Source organism: Enterobacter sp. CPE_E863 (assembly GCF_046521465.1).
Lineage (GTDB): Bacteria > Pseudomonadota > Gammaproteobacteria > Enterobacterales > Enterobacteriaceae > Enterobacter > Enterobacter adelaidei.
Map to the genome: position 1 here is coordinate 2,814,260 of NZ_JBKFZX010000001.1, position 18,176 is coordinate 2,832,435.

Annotated in this window: 14 protein-coding genes and 2 tRNA genes; 9 read left to right on the forward strand and 7 right to left on the reverse strand. The window is 54.8% G+C overall.

Features of this window, described 5'->3' with window-relative positions; translation table 11 throughout:
• Positions 1 to 69: 69 nt before the first annotated feature.
• The 3 genes from ACLHV8_RS13980 to ACLHV8_RS13990 are packed head-to-tail and all read left to right on the forward strand — an operon-like array spanning position 70 to position 5,176.
• Entirely contained in the window at positions 70 to 1,152 is a 1,083-nt protein-coding gene (locus tag ACLHV8_RS13980; protein ID WP_028019629.1) for an efflux RND transporter periplasmic adaptor subunit, read from the forward strand.
• Positions 1,152 to 4,214 carry an efflux RND transporter permease subunit gene (locus tag ACLHV8_RS13985; RefSeq protein ID WP_134707793.1) on the forward strand — a complete coding sequence of 1,021 codons (3,063 nt, stop codon included), beginning with the start codon at positions 1,152 to 1,154 and terminating at the stop codon, positions 4,212 to 4,214. Before ACLHV8_RS13980 ends, ACLHV8_RS13985 begins: the two co-directional genes overlap by 1 nt.
• Positions 4,211 to 5,176 carry an acyltransferase gene (locus ACLHV8_RS13990; protein WP_108089619.1) on the forward strand — a complete coding sequence of 322 codons (966 nt, stop codon included), beginning with the start codon at positions 4,211 to 4,213 and terminating at the stop codon, positions 5,174 to 5,176. Before ACLHV8_RS13985 ends, ACLHV8_RS13990 begins: the two co-directional genes overlap by 4 nt.
• Here the strand turns inward: ACLHV8_RS13990 and pagP are convergent.
• A complete protein-coding gene (pagP, locus tag ACLHV8_RS13995) occupies positions 5,173 to 5,748 on the reverse strand; it encodes a lipid IV(A) palmitoyltransferase PagP (protein WP_208594302.1) in 576 nt (191 codons plus the stop codon). The genes ACLHV8_RS13990 and pagP overlap by 4 nt on opposite strands.
• A 256-nt stretch (positions 5,749 to 6,004) precedes the next feature.
• Between pagP and shiA the strand changes: the two genes are divergently transcribed.
• From shiA to ACLHV8_RS14010, 3 genes are all read left to right on the forward strand, one after another.
• Positions 6,005 to 7,321 carry a shikimate transporter gene (gene shiA, locus ACLHV8_RS14000; RefSeq protein ID WP_049004969.1) on the forward strand — a complete coding sequence of 439 codons (1,317 nt, stop codon included), beginning with the start codon at positions 6,005 to 6,007 and terminating at the stop codon, positions 7,319 to 7,321.
• Positions 7,322 to 7,394: 73 nt separating this feature from the next.
• The gene (locus ACLHV8_RS14005; protein WP_208594301.1) at positions 7,395 to 8,849 is read left to right on the forward strand and encodes an AMP nucleosidase; all 1,455 of its coding nucleotides are present in this window, start codon (positions 7,395 to 7,397) and stop codon (positions 8,847 to 8,849) included.
• Positions 8,850 to 8,867: 18 nt separating this feature from the next.
• Positions 8,868 to 10,634 (forward strand): aminopeptidase P family protein, encoded by a 1,767-nt coding sequence (locus ACLHV8_RS14010; RefSeq protein WP_208594300.1) that lies wholly within the window; start codon positions 8,868 to 8,870, stop codon positions 10,632 to 10,634.
• A 142-nt stretch (positions 10,635 to 10,776) separates the two neighbouring features.
• Here the strand turns inward: ACLHV8_RS14010 and ACLHV8_RS14015 are convergent.
• Both ACLHV8_RS14015 and emmdR read right to left on the reverse strand, forming a co-directional pair.
• Positions 10,777 to 10,852 (reverse strand) — tRNA-Asn (locus tag ACLHV8_RS14015).
• A gap of 103 nt (positions 10,853 to 10,955) precedes the next feature.
• Positions 10,956 to 12,410: a multidrug efflux MATE transporter EmmdR gene (emmdR, locus tag ACLHV8_RS14020; RefSeq protein WP_129325239.1), complete on the reverse strand. Its 1,455-nt coding sequence runs from the start codon at positions 12,408 to 12,410 to the stop codon at positions 10,956 to 10,958.
• Between the two features lie 161 nt (positions 12,411 to 12,571).
• On the opposite strand from emmdR, the gene ACLHV8_RS14025 reads away from it, so the two are divergent.
• Both ACLHV8_RS14025 and ACLHV8_RS14030 read left to right on the forward strand, forming a co-directional pair.
• Positions 12,572 to 12,647, forward strand: a tRNA-Asn gene (locus ACLHV8_RS14025).
• 55 nt (positions 12,648 to 12,702) lie between these two features.
• On the forward strand, positions 12,703 to 13,038 hold the full coding sequence (locus tag ACLHV8_RS14030) for a gamma-glutamylcyclotransferase family protein (RefSeq protein WP_208594299.1): 336 nt from the start codon (positions 12,703 to 12,705) through the stop codon (positions 13,036 to 13,038).
• 47 nt (positions 13,039 to 13,085) lie between these two features.
• On the opposite strand, the gene ACLHV8_RS14035 is transcribed toward ACLHV8_RS14030, so the two are convergent.
• The 4 genes from ACLHV8_RS14035 to dacD form a co-directional block, all read right to left on the reverse strand.
• Positions 13,086 to 13,421 carry a DUF496 family protein gene (locus ACLHV8_RS14035; protein WP_008499467.1) on the reverse strand — a complete coding sequence of 112 codons (336 nt, stop codon included), beginning with the start codon at positions 13,419 to 13,421 and terminating at the stop codon, positions 13,086 to 13,088.
• A gap of 158 nt (positions 13,422 to 13,579) precedes the next feature.
• A complete protein-coding gene (locus ACLHV8_RS14040) occupies positions 13,580 to 14,638 on the reverse strand; it encodes an FUSC family protein (protein ID WP_208594298.1) in 1,059 nt (352 codons plus the stop codon).
• Positions 14,639 to 14,730: 92 nt separating this feature from the next.
• Positions 14,731 to 15,204: a DNA gyrase inhibitor SbmC gene (gene sbmC, locus ACLHV8_RS14045; protein ID WP_049008318.1), complete on the reverse strand. Its 474-nt coding sequence runs from the start codon at positions 15,202 to 15,204 to the stop codon at positions 14,731 to 14,733.
• 119 nt (positions 15,205 to 15,323) lie between these two features.
• Positions 15,324 to 16,490, reverse strand: coding sequence for a serine-type D-Ala-D-Ala carboxypeptidase DacD (gene dacD / locus ACLHV8_RS14050; protein ID WP_028019640.1), 1,167 nt, complete (start codon positions 16,488 to 16,490; stop codon positions 15,324 to 15,326).
• A 198-nt stretch (positions 16,491 to 16,688) separates the two neighbouring features.
• Between dacD and sbcB the strand changes: the two genes are divergently transcribed.
• Positions 16,689 to 18,125 carry an exodeoxyribonuclease I gene (gene sbcB, locus ACLHV8_RS14055; protein WP_410377048.1) on the forward strand — a complete coding sequence of 479 codons (1,437 nt, stop codon included), beginning with the start codon at positions 16,689 to 16,691 and terminating at the stop codon, positions 18,123 to 18,125.
• Positions 18,126 to 18,176: the final 51 nt, after the last annotated feature.

Below are 18,176 nucleotides of genomic sequence, written 5' to 3' on the forward strand. Positions count from 1 at the left end.
TGGCAGAATAGTGTCACCCCCTGCCCTTGCTACGGAAGAAATAAAACAGTTATTTATTAGGGGAATACAGTGAATCGCTACCTCATTTTACCGTTCGTTATCCTAACGCTCACGGCGTGCGACCCAAAACCCGAGCAAGCCGCACCCCTGCCGCGAATGGTTAAAGTGGCGGAGGTAACTATCCCCGCTCACGCCCAGCAGCGTGTTTTTCCCGCACGTATTGAATCGGGTGATGCAACAGACCTCTCCTTCAAGCGAGGAGGTCAAATCGAGGCGCTCGATATACGTCAGGGTGCAGCCATTAAGCAAGGGCAGCAGCTCGCCAGGCTGAACGCCCGTGAAACCCAGCAGCGGGTAAACGACAGACAAACCGCAGCGACACTCGCCCAGCGACAGTTCGAACGCTTCCAGACGCTGGCGGGACGCCAGGCTGTCTCGAAAGCAGAAATGGACGTACAGCGCGCGAACCGCGATTCGGCGAATGCAGCGCTGCAAATAGCCCGTGAAGAGCTGAATCAGATGACGCTCGTCGCCCCCTTCAGCGGGACGGCGGCCAGCGTACACGTTCGAAACCATCAGGTGGTGTCTGCCGGTCAACCGATTGCAACCCTGACCCGCACCGACCTGTTGGACGTGGTGTTTAGTATTCCTGAGAACCTGTTCAACACCTTTGATATCCGTAACGCGCAGTATCGCCCCGTGGTGAGAATTAACGCCATTCCGGATCGTGAATTTACCGCCGTCTACAAAGAACACTCGGGCAGCAGCGACAGCAATACGCTGACCTGGCAGGTGATTTTAACCATGCCCCGCCCGGACGATTTTCCCGTCGTGGGAGGTGTAAGCGGTACGGTTACCATCAATCTAACCAACCTTCCGGCTGGCGCAGGCGCTCAGGCGCTGGTTGTGCCGGTCGAGGCGGTCTTTAACCCGGACAACAGCCCGCGCAATGAACCGCACGTCTGGGTTGTGGCCGGGGAAGGCGACACGCTCCACCTGGAAGATCGCAAGGTCAGCGTGGGGCAAGTGACCACAGAGGGCGTGGTAATTACCAGTGGCCTTAAGGCAGGCGAACGCGTGGTGGCCGCTGGCGTAGGAGAGCTCCATGCTAACCAGCCGGTTCGCATCTGGACGCGTGAACGGGGACTGTAATGGATATCTCTCGTCAATTCATCAATAACCCCATTCGTGTCTGGCTGACGATTCTGCTGCTGGGCGTCGGGGGCATTTTCGCCCTGTTGAATATCGGCAGGCTGGAAGATCCCGCGTTTACGATCAAAACTGCTGTGGTCATCACCCACTATCCCGGCGCCTCTGCTCAGCAGGTTGAAGAGGAGGTTACGCTGCCGCTGGAGAATGCCCTCCAGCAGCTGCCTTATCTGGACAATGTCAGCTCCATCTCTTCAAACGGCCTGTCGCAGATCACCGTGAACATTGCCTCACGCTATCATTCGAACGAACTGCCGCAGATCTGGGACGAACTGCGCCGCCGCGTGGGCGATGCCTCACGCCAGTTCCCGCCCGGCGTCGTCACGCCCTTCGTGAATGACGATTTCGGCGACGTGTTCGGCTTTTTCTTCGCAATTTCCGGAGACGAATTCAGCAACCCTGAGCTGGTGCGTTACGCTGAGCAACTGCGTCGCGAATTAATTCTGGTCCCCGGCGTCGCGAAGGTCGCAATTGGTGGGGCCATTAGCCAGCAGGTCAATATTGATATTTCCCTGACCAAAATGGCCTCGCGCGGTATTACGCTTAGCCAGCTTTCGGCCCTGCTGAGTCGCCTTAATGTGGTGTCCAGCGCCGGGGAGATTACCTCCGGCACGGAGTCGATTCGCCTGCATCCGACCGGTGAGTTTGAAAATCTTGACGAGCTGGCGGACCTGATTATTACGCCGTCCGGTACCGGGGCAGCGACGCGTCTGCGGGATATCGCCACGCTGTCGCGCGGGTTGAACGAGTCACCTGCCAGTATCTATCATGCCAACGGCAGAAAAGCCGTTACCATGGGCGTCTCGTTTATCCCTGGCGTGAACGTGATTGACGTGGGTCACGCCCTGGAAGCAAAGCTAAAACAGATGTCGGCGGAAAAACCGGCGGGAATACACATAAATCTGTTTTACGATCAAGCCGCCGAAGTGGGCCACTCGGTTAACGGTTTTATCATTAACTTCCTGATGGCGCTGGCGATTGTCATCGGCGTGCTATTGATCTTTATGGGCGTGCGCAGCGGGATTATCATCGCCTTTTCCCTCGCGCTCAACGTGCTCGGCACGCTGCTGATCATGTATCTGTGGGGCATTGAACTGCAGCGCATCTCGCTTGGCGCGCTGATTATCGCCCTCAGTATGCTGGTGGATAACGCCATCGTGATTGTTGAAGGAGTGCTGATTGCGAGGCAGCAGGGCTCCTCGCTGTTGACCGCCATTAACTACATCATCCGTCGCTCCGCCCTGCCGCTGCTGGGGGCGACGGTGATCGCCATCCTGGCGTTTGCACCTATCGGGCTGTCGCAGGATTCTACCGGGGAATACTGTAAATCCCTGTTCCAGGTACTGCTGATTTCCCTGATGCTGAGCTGGTTCTCGGCGCTCACCATCACGCCGGTGCTGATTAAGTGGTGGTTGTTTAAAAACGACAGCGCGCCGGACAACGCCGACGAGTCAGATCCTTACGACAAACGTCTGTACCGCCTCTACCAGCGCCTGCTTAACACGCTGCTGCACTATAAGGCACCGACGCTGGTAGTGATGGCCGCCCTGCTGGCCGCGTCTGTCTGGGGGTTTGGCGCGGTGCGGCAAAACTTTTTCCCGTCGTCCAATACGCCGATTTTCTTTGTCGACCTCTGGTTACCCTACGGCACCGATATCAAATGGACCGAGAAAATGACCAGCGATATTGAGAAAACCATTAACGGCCAGCCGGGCGTAGAAACCACCGTTTCAACCATTGGCCAGGGCAGTATGCGGTTTATTTTGACCTACAGCGGACAGCGGCAGTACAGCAACTACGCGCAGATCATGGTGCGCATGGATGACCAGCGCAACATCTCCGCACTGACGCGCTACGTCGACGAGTACATCGCCCGGAACTACCCGCAGGTCAACGCCAGCACCAAACGCGTGATGTTTGGCCCTTCCGGCGACAGCGCCATAGAGGTGCGCATCAAGGGCCCAGATCCTGACAGACTACGTCTGATTGCCAGCCAGGTGGATGATATTCTGGCACGCGATCCGGCCACAGGTAGCGTCAGAAACGACTGGCAAAACCGCAGCAAGGTGATCCGTCCTCAATATGTCGCCGCGCTGGGACGCGAACTTGGCGTGGATAAACAGGATGTCGACAACGCGCTGGAGATGAATTTCTCCGGCAGTCGTGCGGGGCTGTATCGCGAAGGGAGCGATCTGCTTCCCGTCGTGGTGCGCCCGCCGGAAAGCGAACGGCTGGACGCCAATCACCTGAACAACGTGCTGGTCTGGAGCCAGACCCGGCAGCAGTATATCCCGCTGAGTAACGTCGTCAGCCGCTTTTCGCTGGAGTGGGAAGATCCGCTTATTCTGCGACGCGACCGCTCGCGAGTGCTGACGGTTCAGACCGATCCCGACCCGCTTAGCCAGCAAACGTCAGGCGACATTCTCGCCCGGGTGAAACCACACATTGACGCCCTTGCCCTGCCCCATGGCTACAGCATCGAGTGGGGAGGCGATGCTGAAAACTCCAGCGAAGCACAGCAGGGGCTCTTCACCACGCTGCCAATCGGGTTCCTGGTGATGTTTGTCATTACGGTTCTGATGTTCAGCTCGGTGAAAAACGCCGTTGCCATCTGGCTGACCGTGCCGCTGGCGCTGATTGGCGTCACGCCGGGATTCCTGGTAACCGGAATTCCGTTCGGCTTTATGGCGCTGATTGGACTGCTGAGCCTGAGCGGGATGCTGATCCGTAACGGCATTGTGCTGGTGGAAGAGATCGAGCAGCAGAAAGCGCATAAAGAACAGCACGAGGCGATCGTTTACGCCGCCACCTCGCGCCTGCGCCCTATCTTGCTCACCGCGTTCACCACCGTTCTGGGGCTGGCGCCGCTGCTGCTGGATGTTTTCTTCCAGAGCATGGCCGTTGTGATTATGTTCGGACTTGGGTTTGCGACAATCCTGACGCTGCTGGTACTTCCCGTGATTTATGCGTGCTTCCATCGTAAGGACAAAGCGGAACAACAATGAATGCGACAGGCCTGAACATTATCAAGACGCTGGGCTGTATGACGGCGGTCACCTTCTTCACCATCTACAATACCTGGGATCATTATGATTATGACTATCACTGGATCCTGGGGTTTTTAACCTTTATCTCGACCATCGCCACGCCGCTGTTTTTTGTGGTCGCGGGCTATCTCGACGGCCAGTCCCGGCACGGCACCCGCTGGCAGTTGAGCAAGATTAAAAGCCTGGTGATTGTCTTTCTGTTCTGGATAACGATCTACTACCTGTGGGAACCGTATCAGCGCGGATATTTAATCCAGCCGTGGTTCGTGTTTGCGTTTGTCGTGATTTACACTTTCCACCCGGCGGTGGAGTGGCTCAGCCAGCGGCGCGCGCTGTTTTGCGGCGTGATTGCCTGCCTGCTGATCTTCTCCTACGGGTATGATTTGCTTTCAGCGCTCTATCCGGACGTCCACGTCTTTTCCCTTTCGCCACAGTACCGCCTGTGGACGTGGTTACTGTTTTACCTGACGGGGCAGCTTTTCTGCGATCCCAGCATCGCCGAGTGGATAAGCCGCAGGAATGTGGTCAGGGCCGCGGTTATCGCCATCCCGTTTATTTATCTCTTCACCTGGTTTTACGAGCGCCACTTCTTTTTTGCCCTGTTCAAGGCTGACAGAAACGCCTTTATTCTCACCGGCTCGCAAATCTACATTCTGATCGTTGCGCTGGTGATCGCGGCGAACGGCGTACGCTTTCGCCGCAATGCAGAATTCAAAGAGTCCATTCTGGCCGCCATCAGTAAAACGATGACCGGCGTATACATTGTGCACTACTCGGTATTTCACCTGTTGACGGCGCTTTTCCCGGTGACGTCTCTCGGTATGAAACTGACCCTGATCGTGCTCACTTTCGTCACCTCGGTTCTGTTCTCCATGCTGGTGCTTTCAAATGCCGTAGCAAAAAAAGTGATCACCCTTTAAAAACCCAAGCGCAACCAGGCAAAGAGCACGTTACCGTTGTTATAGGTCCCGGGAATATAGGTGAACTGGACGGTAACGCGCTTATAGCCAGCAGAGAACAGCGGGAAGATAAACGGCAGGGGCACATAGTTCGCAAAATCATCGCGCGCCGTAATCCCCGCGGCGGCACCAAGCCCAAGCCGGAAGTCTTTGGCATTATCCAGATACCAGCCCTTCTCCCAGCCATAGCCCATCGCGGGCTGCCATTCGTTGTGCGAGTCTTTGAACATCATTGCGAAAAGCGCGCTCCAGTTGCCCTCGTCGTTGTAGCGGGAGACGCCCAGCCCGCCGCCCCACGGCATTTCGTTGTATTTGTCCGTTTTTTCTTTGTCGTACATAAAGCGCGCGTGCCAGCTCAGAAACGGCAGGTAGAGATCGTAGCGTTGAGGCTGCTCCCAGGTTTGCGAAATATCATCCGTCAGCGCATTCCACCAGCCGCCCAGACGCTGTTCGCCATAGACTTTGGGTTCAGCATGGAGCGGTGCCATGAATAAAGACAGGACAATCCAGAATGTCAGAAAAGTGCGTTGCATCGTTAATCCCTCAGCTTCCGTCACGCAGCGGTCTCTATAACTGTAAACCATTGAGTGCGAACCAGAGCCAAACAGCCTGATTTATGTTGTAGCAGGTGTCGATGAAATTTATTTATTCTGCACCTTCCGGAAAGATAAAAACGTTTTCTCCAGCGTTCTGTCGCGGTAGTCTCATAGGTTCCGTTTATATGACGGCTGCTATGTGAGTGACCTTTTCTTATACCAATAATTAAAAATCAGTACAGACAGGACTACTATGGACTCCACCCTCATCTCCGATCGCCCCAACGAGGAGACCCCTTCGCTGAACCGCGCCCGCCGTGCCGCTTTGGGTAGCTTCGCTGGCGCCGTCGTCGACTGGTATGATTTTCTGCTCTACGGCATCACCGCGGCACTGGTGTTTAACCGTGAATTCTTCCCGCAGATTAGCCCCGCGATGGGCACGCTCGCGGCGTTTGCCACCTTCGGTGTCGGTTTTCTGTTTCGACCGTTAGGCGGTGTGATTTTCGGCCATTTTGGTGACCGTCTCGGGCGCAAGCGCATGTTAATGCTTACCGTCTGGATGATGGGGCTCGCCACCGCGCTGATTGGCATTCTCCCCTCGTTTACCACTATTGGCTGGTGGGCACCGGTGCTGCTGGTGACGCTACGCGCTATTCAGGGATTTGCCGTGGGTGGCGAATGGGGTGGCGCGGCGCTGCTATCCGTTGAGAGTGCGCCGAAAAATAAGAAAGCGTTTTACAGCAGCGGTGTGCAGGTCGGGTATGGCGTGGGTCTGCTGCTTTCTACCGGGCTGGTATCCTTAATCAGTCAGCTCACCACCGACGAACAGTTCCTGAGCTGGGGCTGGCGCATTCCGTTTATCTTCAGCATCGTGCTGGTGATTGCTGCCCTGTGGATCCGTAATGGAATGGAAGAGTCCGCTGAATTCGAACAGCAGCAGCGCGAAAAAACCGCCGTCAAAACGCGGTTGCCAGTGATGGAAGCCCTGGTTCAGCATCCTGGCGCTTTTCTGAAAATCATCGCCCTGCGCCTGTGCGAATTGCTGACGATGTATATCGTCACCGCATTTGCACTGAATTACTCGACGCAGAACCTCGGACTGCCGCGTGAATTGTTCCTGAATATCGGTCTGGTGGTTGGTGGGATCAGCTGCCTGACGATCCCCTGCTTCGCCTGGCTGGCAGACCGGTTTGGTCGCCGTCGCGTCTACATCACCGGGGCGCTGATCGGCACCCTCAGCGCCTGGCCATTCTTTATGGCGCTGGAAGCGCAGTCGATCTTCTGGATTGTCTTCTTTGCCATCATGCTCGCGAACATCGCTCACGATATGGTGGTCTGTGTCCAGCAGCCGATGTTTACCGAGCTGTTTGGCGCCAGCTACCGCTACAGTGGTGCAGGCGTGGGATATCAGGTGGCAAGCGTGGTCGGTGGCGGGTTTACGCCGTTTATTGCTGCCGCGCTGGTGACCTTCTCCGGCGGGAACTGGCACAGCGTGGCGATTTATCTGTTGGCCGGTTGCCTGCTGTCCGCCGCCACAGCCCTGTTTATGAAAGAGACGAGCCACCGCTGATCTCACTTTTGTTTCACAGGCGTGTGACATACTATCGGGTAGAGTCGCACACCTGTGGAACAAGGAGACAGAGATGAATAATAAGGGCTCCAGCCTGACCCCGGCTCAGGCGCTGGAAAAACTCGACGGACTGTATGAACAGTCCGTCAACGCGCTGCGCAGCGCCATCAGCGAATACATCGAAACAGGGAAACTTCCCGATGAAAAGGCCAGAACCGAGGGCCTTTTTGTTTATCCATCGCTCTCTGTGACCTGGGACGGTAGCGCCAGTAATACCCCGAAAACCCGCGCCTACGCCCGTTTTACCCACTCCGGCTGCTATAGCACCACCGTCACCCGCCCTGCACTGTTCCGCCCCTATCTTGAAGAGCAACTCACGCTGCTGTATCAGGATTACGGCGCGCATATCGCCGTTGAGCCATCGCAACATGAAATCCCCTATCCTTATGTCATTGACGGTTCAGCGTTAACCCTTGACCGCTCCATGAGCGCGGGTCTGACCCGCCATTTTCCGACGACAGAGCTTTCCCAGATTGGCGATGAGACGGCTGACGGCATCTTCCATCCGGCGGAGTACGCTCCTCTGTCGCACTTTGATGCTCGCCGCGTCGACTTCTCCCTGGCGCGCCTGCGCCACTACACGGGTACGCCCGCTGAACATTTCCAGCCATTTGTGCTGTTTACCAACTACACCCGCTATGTCGACGAGTTTGTGCGCTGGGGCTGCAGCCAGATCCTCGACCCGGAGAGTCCTTACATCGCGCTTTCCTGCGCGGGTGGGATCTGGATAACCGCAGAGACCGAAGCCCCCGAGCAGGCCATTTCCGACCTGGCGTGGAAAAAACACCAGATGCCCGCCTGGCACCTGATCACCGCCGACGGGCAGGGGATCACGTTGATTAACATCGGCGTTGGCCCGTCTAATGCCAAAACCATCTGCGATCATCTTGCGGTATTGCGTCCTGACGTCTGGCTGATGATTGGACACTGCGGCGGGCTGCGTGAAAGCCAGCTGATTGGCGACTACGTGCTGGCTCACGCCTATCTGCGTGATGACCATGTACTTGATGCCGTTCTTCCGCCAGATATCCCTATTCCAAGCATCGCCGAAGTACAGCGCGCGCTGTATGACGCTACCAAAGAGGTCAGCGGCATGCCGGGTGAAGAGGTTAAACAGCGCCTGCGCACCGGTACGGTCGTCACGACGGATGACCGCAACTGGGAGCTGCGTTACTCCGCCTCTGCGCTGCGCTTCAACCTCAGCCGCGCGGTAGCGATTGATATGGAGAGCGCCACCATTGCCGCACAAGGATATCGCTTCCGCGTCCCTTACGGCACGCTGCTGTGCGTTTCTGATAAACCGCTGCATGGTGAAATTAAGCTGCCCGGCCAGGCCAACCGTTTTTATGAAGGGGCAATATCCGAACATCTGCAAATTGGTATTCGTGCCATTGATTTGCTGAGGGCCGAAGGTGACAAGCTTCATTCCCGCAAGCTACGTACCTTCAACGAGCCGCCATTCCGCTAATAACAATAAGGAAAAAAAATGTACTCTACATCACCGTTAGCAGCCCTGCGTCAGTGGCTACAGGAAAACAATCTCGACGGGATGATCGTCCCGCGCGCGGATGCCTGGCAGAGCGAATACTGCGCGCCTTACGACGAAAAGCTGGCCTGGCTGACAGGTTTTGACGGCTCTGCTGGTCTGGCCCTGGTACTGAAAAACAAAGCGTTGCTGTTCGTTGATGGCCGCTATCAGGTTCAGGCCCGCGTTCAGGTGAATACGGATGAGGTTGAGATCCATCATCTGCACAACGAGCCGCTGGCAGAATGGTTATCCGCAAACGTTGAGGCGGGTACACGTATCGGCTTTGAAGCGCTGCTGATGACCAATACGGAGTTTGAGCAACTCTCTGCTACACCGTGCAAGCTGGTCCCTCTGAGTGCCTCTCCGTTCGACGTGCTCTGGACCGATCGCCCTGCGGCTCCGGCGGGGCTTATCCGTGAAATGCCGATCGAGATGAGTGGCGAAAGCAGTGCCGACAAGCGTCAGCGCATCGCCGCAGTGCTGGCTGCAAACAACGCCGATTATCTGGCCGTTACCCTGCCGGACAACATTGCCTGGTTGTTAAACGTGCGCGGTTCGGATATCCCATACAGCCCGGTTCCCCTCTCCTTTGCCCTTCTGGGCCGGGACGGGAACGTTGAGTGGTTTGTTGACAACACTAAGCTCAGCGCCCTTCCGGACGCGGTGCGTAATGCTTTCACCATTGCACCTCAGGACGCCTTTATCGCGCGCTGTCAGCAGAACGCCGAAGGCAAACGGGTGATGATGGATGCCGGTTCCGCGCCGGTAGCCCTGCGCTTTGCCATTGAGCCACAGGGGGAAATTGTCTGGCAAACCGATCCCATTACCCTGATGAAGTCCACCAAAAACCCGGTAGAACTGGCAGGATATCGCGAATGCCATCACCAGGACGGTGCCGCATGGGTGAACTTCCTGGCGTGGCTGAGCCGTGAGGTGCCGCAGCGTGAGGCTGCGGGACACCCCCTGACCGAGCTGGAGGTTCAGGCGCAGCAGCTTGCATTCCGCAAGCAGCAGCCTGGTTTTATTGAACAAAGTTTTGCGACTATCTCCGCCTCATCCAGCAATGCGGCGATGTGCCACTATCATTCGAGCGAAGACAGCAACAAGCCCATCGGGCATGACCATTTTTACCTGAATGATTCCGGCGGTCAGTATGTTAACGGCACCACCGATGCCACGCGGACGCTGGCATGGGGTAAGGTCGCCCCGCAGCAGCGCCTGCACTACACTGCCGTGCTGAGAGGCTTCCTGTCGCTTATTACCCTGCAGTTCCCTTCCGGGACTCAGGGGCATCAGCTGGATGCGTTTGCGCGTCGCCCGCTATGGGAGATGGGGCTGGATTACGATCACGGTACGGGGCACGGCGTGGGGCATCAGTTGCTGATCCACGAGAACCCGCATCGTATCGCCAAAAAGGTCAACCCGTGGCCGCTGGTAGCGGGCAATATCATGACTATCGAACCAGGCTACTATCTCGGCGATAGCCACGGTATTCGTATTGAGAACCAGGTAGAGATTGTTGAAAGCCGCCCAGGATTCTGCAAATTCTCTTCGCTGACGCTCATCCCTATCGACTTAAGCCAGGTTGAGTTGCATCTGTTGAGCGAGCAGGAAAAACAGTGGCTGGATGAGTATCACCAGCAGGTCCGCGAGACCCTCTCACCACTGGTGGAAAGCGATGCACGCCCGTGGCTGGTTGAGGCAACGGCGCCTATTCGCGTGTAATTTCGTGCGGTCTGGTGCCCTCACCCCATCCCTCTCCCACGGGAGAGGGAACAAACACTAAAAACGGCAACAAGGTTGCCGTTTTGCGTTTACCTTGCGCAGAAAAGCAAAAAGCCTGCTTTAAAAGCAGGCTTCTTAAATTTGGCTCCTCTGACTGGACTCGAACCAGTGACATACGGATTAACAGTCCGCCGTTCTACCGACTGAACTACAGAGGAATCGTGTGAACGGGGCGCATATTATCGAGGCTCCCCAGGGATGTCAAAGGCAGAATGCATATTTCTGATTGTTTGCCGATTTATTCTCCATTTCGCGCATTTATCAGGCATTCTTCCGTGGATATTTCCACAGCCAGCGCCCACTCACCATACGCCAGTAGAACAACGCCCCGCGCACGGCCCAGTCAAGGAACATCCCCAGCCAGACGCCAACCACTCCCCATCCGAGCATCACCCCCAGCGTATAACCCGCGACAACGCGGCAACCCCACATGCCGAGCATCGACACCCACATGGCAAAACGGGCATCGCGCGCCCCTTTCAGCCCGGCGGGCAGTACCCATGAAGCCGCCCAGATGGGCATAAAGGCCGCGTTGAGCCAGATAAGGATCTTAACAACCTCTTTTACATCGTCTTCGTGGGTATAGAATGAGGCCATTAACCCGGCAAAAGGCGCGCTTCCCCAGGCAATCAACGTTAACCCAATGGTCGACAACCAGAATACGTGTCGCAGCTGTCGTTCCGCCTGCCCTATCTGCCCTTTACCGAGTCGTTTACCGGTAATGATGGTCGATGCCGAACCCAGCGCATTACCAGGCAGGTTAATCAAGGAAGCGATGGAAAAGGCGATAAAGTTACCGGCAATCACGTCGGTCCCCATCCCGGCAACAAACATCTGCGTGAGCAGCTTACCTCCGTTGAACAATACCGATTCAATACTGGCGGGAATACCAATCCCCATGACTTCCCAGATAATGGCGAAATTAAAGGGGCGGAAATAGCTTTTAAGCGTAAGCCGCAGCGAGGGGGTAATCCCCGTCATCAGCACACCAAGGATGGCCGCCGCACCGATATAGCGTGAAATGGTTAACCCCAGCCCGGCACCGACGAATCCCAGCCCATCCCACGAGAACACACCGTAGATCAGTACGCTACTGATGATGATATTCAGGATGTTCATCCCACCGTTAATCAGTAACGGAATTTTGGTGTTGCCTGCCCCGCGCAGCGCGCCGCTGCCAATCAGCGCAATGGCTGCCGCCGGATAGCTTAAGACCGTCATTTCCAGATAGGTCAGCGCCAGGTCCTTAACCTCGGCCGTCGCTTCACCCGCGACAAAGTCGATAATCTCTTTACCGAAATAGTGGATCACTGCCGCGAGGATGACTGAAAAAATGGTCATGATCATCAGCGACTGGCGTGCCGCCTCACGGGCGCGTTTGGGATCAAGCTTACCCAGGCTAAACGCAACCACCACCGTCGTCCCGAGATCTATGGCGGCGAAGAATGACATCACCACCATATTAAAGCTATCCGCCAGCCCGACCCCTGCCATCGCTTCTTTTCCCAGCCAGCTTACCAGGAAGGTACTCAGTACCCCCATTAGCAGAACGCAGGTATTTTCCAGAAAGATAGGTACCGCAAGAGGGGTGATTTCACGCCAGAACAGAACACGATAACTTTTACGTTTTGCGTACCATGGTGTGCGCGTTATCACCTGGCGCAGGGGAGCAGTGACGTTCAAAATGGACCTTAGCGAGAAAAGTTGAAACTCCATTTCAAATAATGAGGGAGAAATGCTAATCCTGCAAAGTATTTTCCAGAAAAAGATGTTTGGATTTACAACAAACTGACGACAGAACCAGCAATCGATCGATTTTCCCTAAGATCAGGTTTGACAAAACTTTTTTCGCCGCTAAGATAAGCCTCCACAACGATTCCTCTGTAGTTCAGTCGGTAGAACGGCGGACTGTTAATCCGTATGTCACTGGTTCGAGTCCAGTCAGAGGAGCCAAATTTAAAAAGCCTGCTTTTAAAGCAGGCTTTTTGCTTTGCTGGTGAGGGAAAATATGAACGCTTTGTTTGTCTACGGCACGCTGCGCCCGGGCCACTCTAACGCACATATCCTTGAAAACATTGGCGGCGAATGGCAGACCGGTTTCGTAACCGGCACGTTCTATGAACGTGGCTGGGGAGCGGCGGCAGATTTTCCGGGGATCGTCCTCCACCCTGATGGCCCCCGCGTCGAAGGTTATCTGTTTATTTCCGATAACCTTGCCGCACACTGGCAAATGCTGGATGAATTTGAAGACGGTTATGATCGGGTTGAGGTCATGGTGACCACACCTGACGAGCAACATGTTAAGGCCTGGATCTACCAGCTACAACCGCGCTCTGAGTCATAAAAAAAGGCTCTCTGTCACCAGAGAGCCTTTTTCACAATTCACTGCGATTACTCGCTTTTTGCTTCGCCGTTCTTGATTTCACCCATCACTTTCAGCTTCTTAGAGATGTCCCGACGCTCTTTAGACAGCTCGGCATTTTTGATGATGTAATCATCAACACGGTCTTCGTAGTCGCTTTTCATGCTGGCAATGATGCCCTGAATAGCTTCAACGCTCATGCCTGGCTTAATGTAGTCGCTCAGGTTGTCGAGCAGCAGAACACGTTTCTGGTTGTCACGGATCTTCTTCTCAACGTCCTGGATTTCACGCTGCAGCTTGTTTTTGCGGCGGAACAGGCGGACGAATTCCAGAACATCCTGGAACGAAGGCTTGGTAGTTTCCATTTTTACACCCCTGATAATGTGAGATTCGGATTCGTTAAAGCAACCGTTGTAACATTAACCTTACTGACAGCGGCCGCGAATGACAATGAGTATATCGTTTAAAGCTATCATAACCCCAATTGCTGCTGAATCGAAGCAGCAGGCGTCACATCCGCGTTTTATTTGCGCAGTGCGCGGCAAATCAGGTGTGATATCAGCTCAAGCTGTCGCGCCAGTTCCATGCTCAGCCAGACATAGCCATGAATAGGTGTTTCGGCCACGTTATCGCTCTGGCGTTCGTTGATTAACTGCTTCAGCTCAGCGACGATCTCATTCAGACGCTCGCTGTTCGCCAGTATAGGCTGTGGGTTACCTTCGTAGAGCGCATGGGCGATGGTCAGCAGAGTTTGCTGCGTCATCTGCTGTGTCTCCTTGAGGGTCTGTGCGTTAAGCATCAACAGATGGCTCGGGCGAGAAGCCCAGTGCGCGTTAATTTGCAGTTCGAGCATGCAGACCAGATTGCGGCTTACCGTCTGGATAGCTTCGAAAATCGCTTTCTGAATATGGGTTTCTTTGCTGGCCGGGGTAATCAGACCACGCATTTTGACTACATCGTTAAGGATGGCTTGCAGATGCTTTTCCAGCCTGGGGCGCTCAACCAGATTAGGGGAAAAACCAGCCTGATAGACGCGGTTAAACGCGGTGACGTAGTTGGCCATCTGAATACGCCAGTGCAGAAAAGCACGCTGCGGCCAGATACCGGTAAAGAGCATGGCCAGCAGTGACCCCAGGATAACATCCCCGCTTCGCCACAGCGCCGTGGTCATATCCCCGGCAGGGGCACCGACAACCACCGCGAGAGTAATCCCGATCAGCAGCGCCTGATACGGTCTTTTGCCCAACGCCAGCCAGCCGCACAGGAACATGGCGGCACCGCACCATGCCAGCATGACCGGAAACGAAATCAGCTCCAGCTTCAGGGCGATAAGCCCGAGAGCCGAGCCTAAAACGGTCCCACCAATTCGCTCGAAGGCGCGAGGAACAACGTTTCCCCAAAACGAGATGGGCCCCATCACCACTACCAGCGTGATCAGCGGCCACGTTCCTTCCGGAACATCCAGCAAGCGGACAAGGACAAACGTCAACACGAACGCCAGCGCGATGCGACACCCATGCACCACTCGGTAATGTTTGTACAACCGAATTTCAAAAGGGGTTAATGATTTGTCGGGACGCACACCCGCTCTCCAGCTACACGGCAAACCACAATTGTACTGTGTTTTCAGCCGGGCGGATCACACCCGACTGAAAAACCCTTCATTTAGCAGGCTTAAACCGTTTTATGCTCAACGGCGATAAACATTTCGATATCCCAGTAGCCGTCTGCGTTGCCATCATTAAGATAGCGCTCGAAACAGGGTTTAGGGGCAATCTGGTATTTATTGTCCTGTAGAAGGGAGTTGAAGAATTGATACCACGGGGTCGCAAAGTCGTAGTTTTCCACGCGCGCCATCGCCACGGCATAATCACCGGCCACGATTTCCGTCATCATGACGCCTTCGCTGTTTTCCGGAATAACGAAATCGTCCGGTACCGTCACAGCAGTATCACAGCGCAATTTTTCTGCCGGAACTTCATCCGGGTTATCGTAATAAACTGCAACCCACTCAAGCGGCTGAATGTGGCGACCGTCCACCCACATCACCAGCTGTTCAAAGCCCTGTTTTACCGTTTGTTCCCACGGTCCAACCAAATGAAAACCGGCAATCTTACGTTTCTGTTGCTGCTTAATGCTGTAGTCCATGCTGCCTCCACCCATTACTGTATATTTATACACTATAAAGCAGATTTTAACTGTTCAGCAAACGAAGAGTGTTTATTATGTGAGCAGACTCGCAACCCTGCCAGTCTGCTCATCTGCAGTTAGAGCGTGTGGTGCAGATAATCGCTCAGGCGTGAGAACAGGCCGCCTTTATCAACGGCTTCCAGCGTCACCAGCGGCCAGTGTGCAACCACTTTGTCACGGTCATAGAGCTGAATCTCCCCAACCCGCTGATGCGCAGCAATCGGTGCTTCCAGCTCTTTTTTATCCAGCACATATTTGGCTTTGATGTTCGGGACTTCCGCTTTTGGCAGCGCCAGCCAGAAGTCCTGGTCGGTACCCAGTTTCACCTGCTCCTTATCGCCGTACCAGATACGCTCTGTACCTACTTTTTTACCGTTTTGCAGGATCTGCACCGTATCGAAATTCTGCTGCCCCCAGTGCAGCAGTTTACGGGCCTGGTCCTCACGCCCTTTCGGACTGTCGGCCCCCATCACCACCGCGATTAAACGGCGCTGCCCATCAACCGCGGAAGCAATCAGATTAAAACCTGCGCCCGAGGTGTGCCCCGTTTTAAGTCCATCTACGTTCATGGTTTTATCCCACAGCAGGCCGTTACGGTTTTGCTGGGTGATCCCGTTCCAGGTGAGGCTCTTTTCACTGTACATATGGTAAAAATCAGGTTCGCCATGAATGATGGCCCGGGAGAGGACGGCCAGGTCATAAGCGGAACTGTGCTGTCCTGGCGCATCCAGCCCATGAACGGTTTCGAAATGGGTATCGCGCAGGTTCAGCTTTTGCACATAGTCGTTCATCATCTTCACAAACTGCGGCTGCCCGCCCGCCACGTGATCGGCCAGCGCCACGCAGGCATCGTTACCGGAATCCACAATCAGACCACGGCTCAGGTCGCGCACGGTGACGCGATCGCCCTCTTTCAGAAACATCAGCGACGAACCGTCAAAAACCGGGTTGCCTTTTGCCCAGGCATCGCGCCCGACGGTAACAACGTCATCGGGCGAAATACGATGGCTATCAATGGCCCGATCAACCACATACCCCGTCATCAGCTTGGTCAGGCTTGCCGGATTACGTTGTTGATGTTCGTTGCCCGCCGTTAAGATTTGACCAGTCGTGTAATCCATCAGCACCCAGGAGCCAGCCTGAATAGCAGGAGGCTGCGGCGAAAAATCCAGTGGTTCGGCCGCAAAAGCAGATGAGACACTCGAAGCGAGTAAAGAAACAGCAATAAACAGACGGCGTTTCAACGGTATATCCTCAGGTCATTAAAAATCGCTGACCTTTTTACGGGAGTTCTGATGTCGTTACCTGGCTTAATTGCAAAAAAATGTGACAGAACGCAGATTTTTCTCTGAAGCTGGCGCGCAAATCTGCAACGCGGAGGTGCTTTTTATTCGGTCTCGACCGCACGATCGTTTACCATAGTGGCGTCATTTTTTAACAGGATGGTATTACTGGTGTCTGACTCTGCCGCTCGCCCGACTTTTTTATTTCATGACTATGAAACCTTTGGTACGCACCCGGCGCTGGACCGACCGGCGCAGTTTGCCGCCATCCGTACCGATGACGACTTCAATATTATCGGCGAGCCTGAGGTCTTTTACTGCAAACCGGCTGATGACTACCTGCCGCAGCCTGGAGCGGTTATGGTTACCGGGATTACCCCGCAGGAAGCGCGGGAAAAAGGCGTTAACGAGGCAGAATTCGCCCGACGCATCCACGATCTGTTTACCGTCCCCAATACCTGCGTGGTCGGTTACAACAATATCCGCTTCGATGATGAAGTGACGCGCAATATTTTCTATCGCAACTTCTACGACCCGTATGCCTGGAGCTGGCAGAACCGTAATTCTCGCTGGGATTTACTCGACATCATGCGCGCCTGCTACGCGTTACGTCCGGAAGGTATTAACTGGCCGGAGAATGATGAAGGACTGACGAGCTTCAGGCTGGAACATCTGACGCGCGCCAATGGCATTGAGCACAGTAATGCCCACGATGCGATGGCAGACGTGTATGCCACCATTGCCATGGCGAAGCTGGTGAAAACCGCTCAGCCAAGGCTGTTTGAGTATCTGCTGAGCCACCGCAGCAAACAGAAATTGACCACGCTGATTGATGTACCGCAGATGAAACCGCTGGTGCATATCTCCGGTATGTTCGGTGCCTGGCGCGGCAACACCAGTTGGGTTGCGCCACTGGCCTGGCATCCGGACAACCGTAATGCGGTCATTATGGTGGACTTAGCTGGCGATATCTCGCCGCTGCTGGAGCTCGACAGTGATACTCTGCGTGAACGGCTTTACACCCCGAAAAATGAACTCGGCGATCTGCCTGCGGTGCCGGTTAAACTGGTGCATATCAATAAATGTCCGGTACTGGCGCAGGCTAATACCCTGCGCCCGGAAGATGCTGACAGACTGGGCATTAACCGACAACACTGCCTGGATAACCTGAAAGTGCTGCGCGAAAACCCGCAGGTGCGTGAGAAAGTGGTCGCCATTTTTGCAGAAGCAGAACCGTTCGTTCCGTCTGAAAACGTGGATGCCCAGCTATACAACGGTTTCTTCGGCGATGCCGACCGCGCGGCGATGAATATCGTCCTGCAAACCGATCCGCGTAACCTGCCGGCGCTGGATATCACTTTTGCTGACAAGCGCATTGAAAAGTTGATGTTTAATTACCGTGCGCGTAACTACCCGGGAACCCTCGATGAAGCGGAACAGGAACGCTGGTTGCAACATCGTCGTAATGTCTTTACGCCGGAGTTCCTGCATAGCTATGCTCAGGAGCTGGAGATGCTTTATGCGCAGTATGAAGGGAATGCTGAAAAACAGGCACTGTTGAAATCCCTGTTCCAGTACGCACAAGAGATAGTCTGAATTAGAGATATAAAAAAACCGGAGGCGATGGTCTCCGGTTTTTTTTTAATG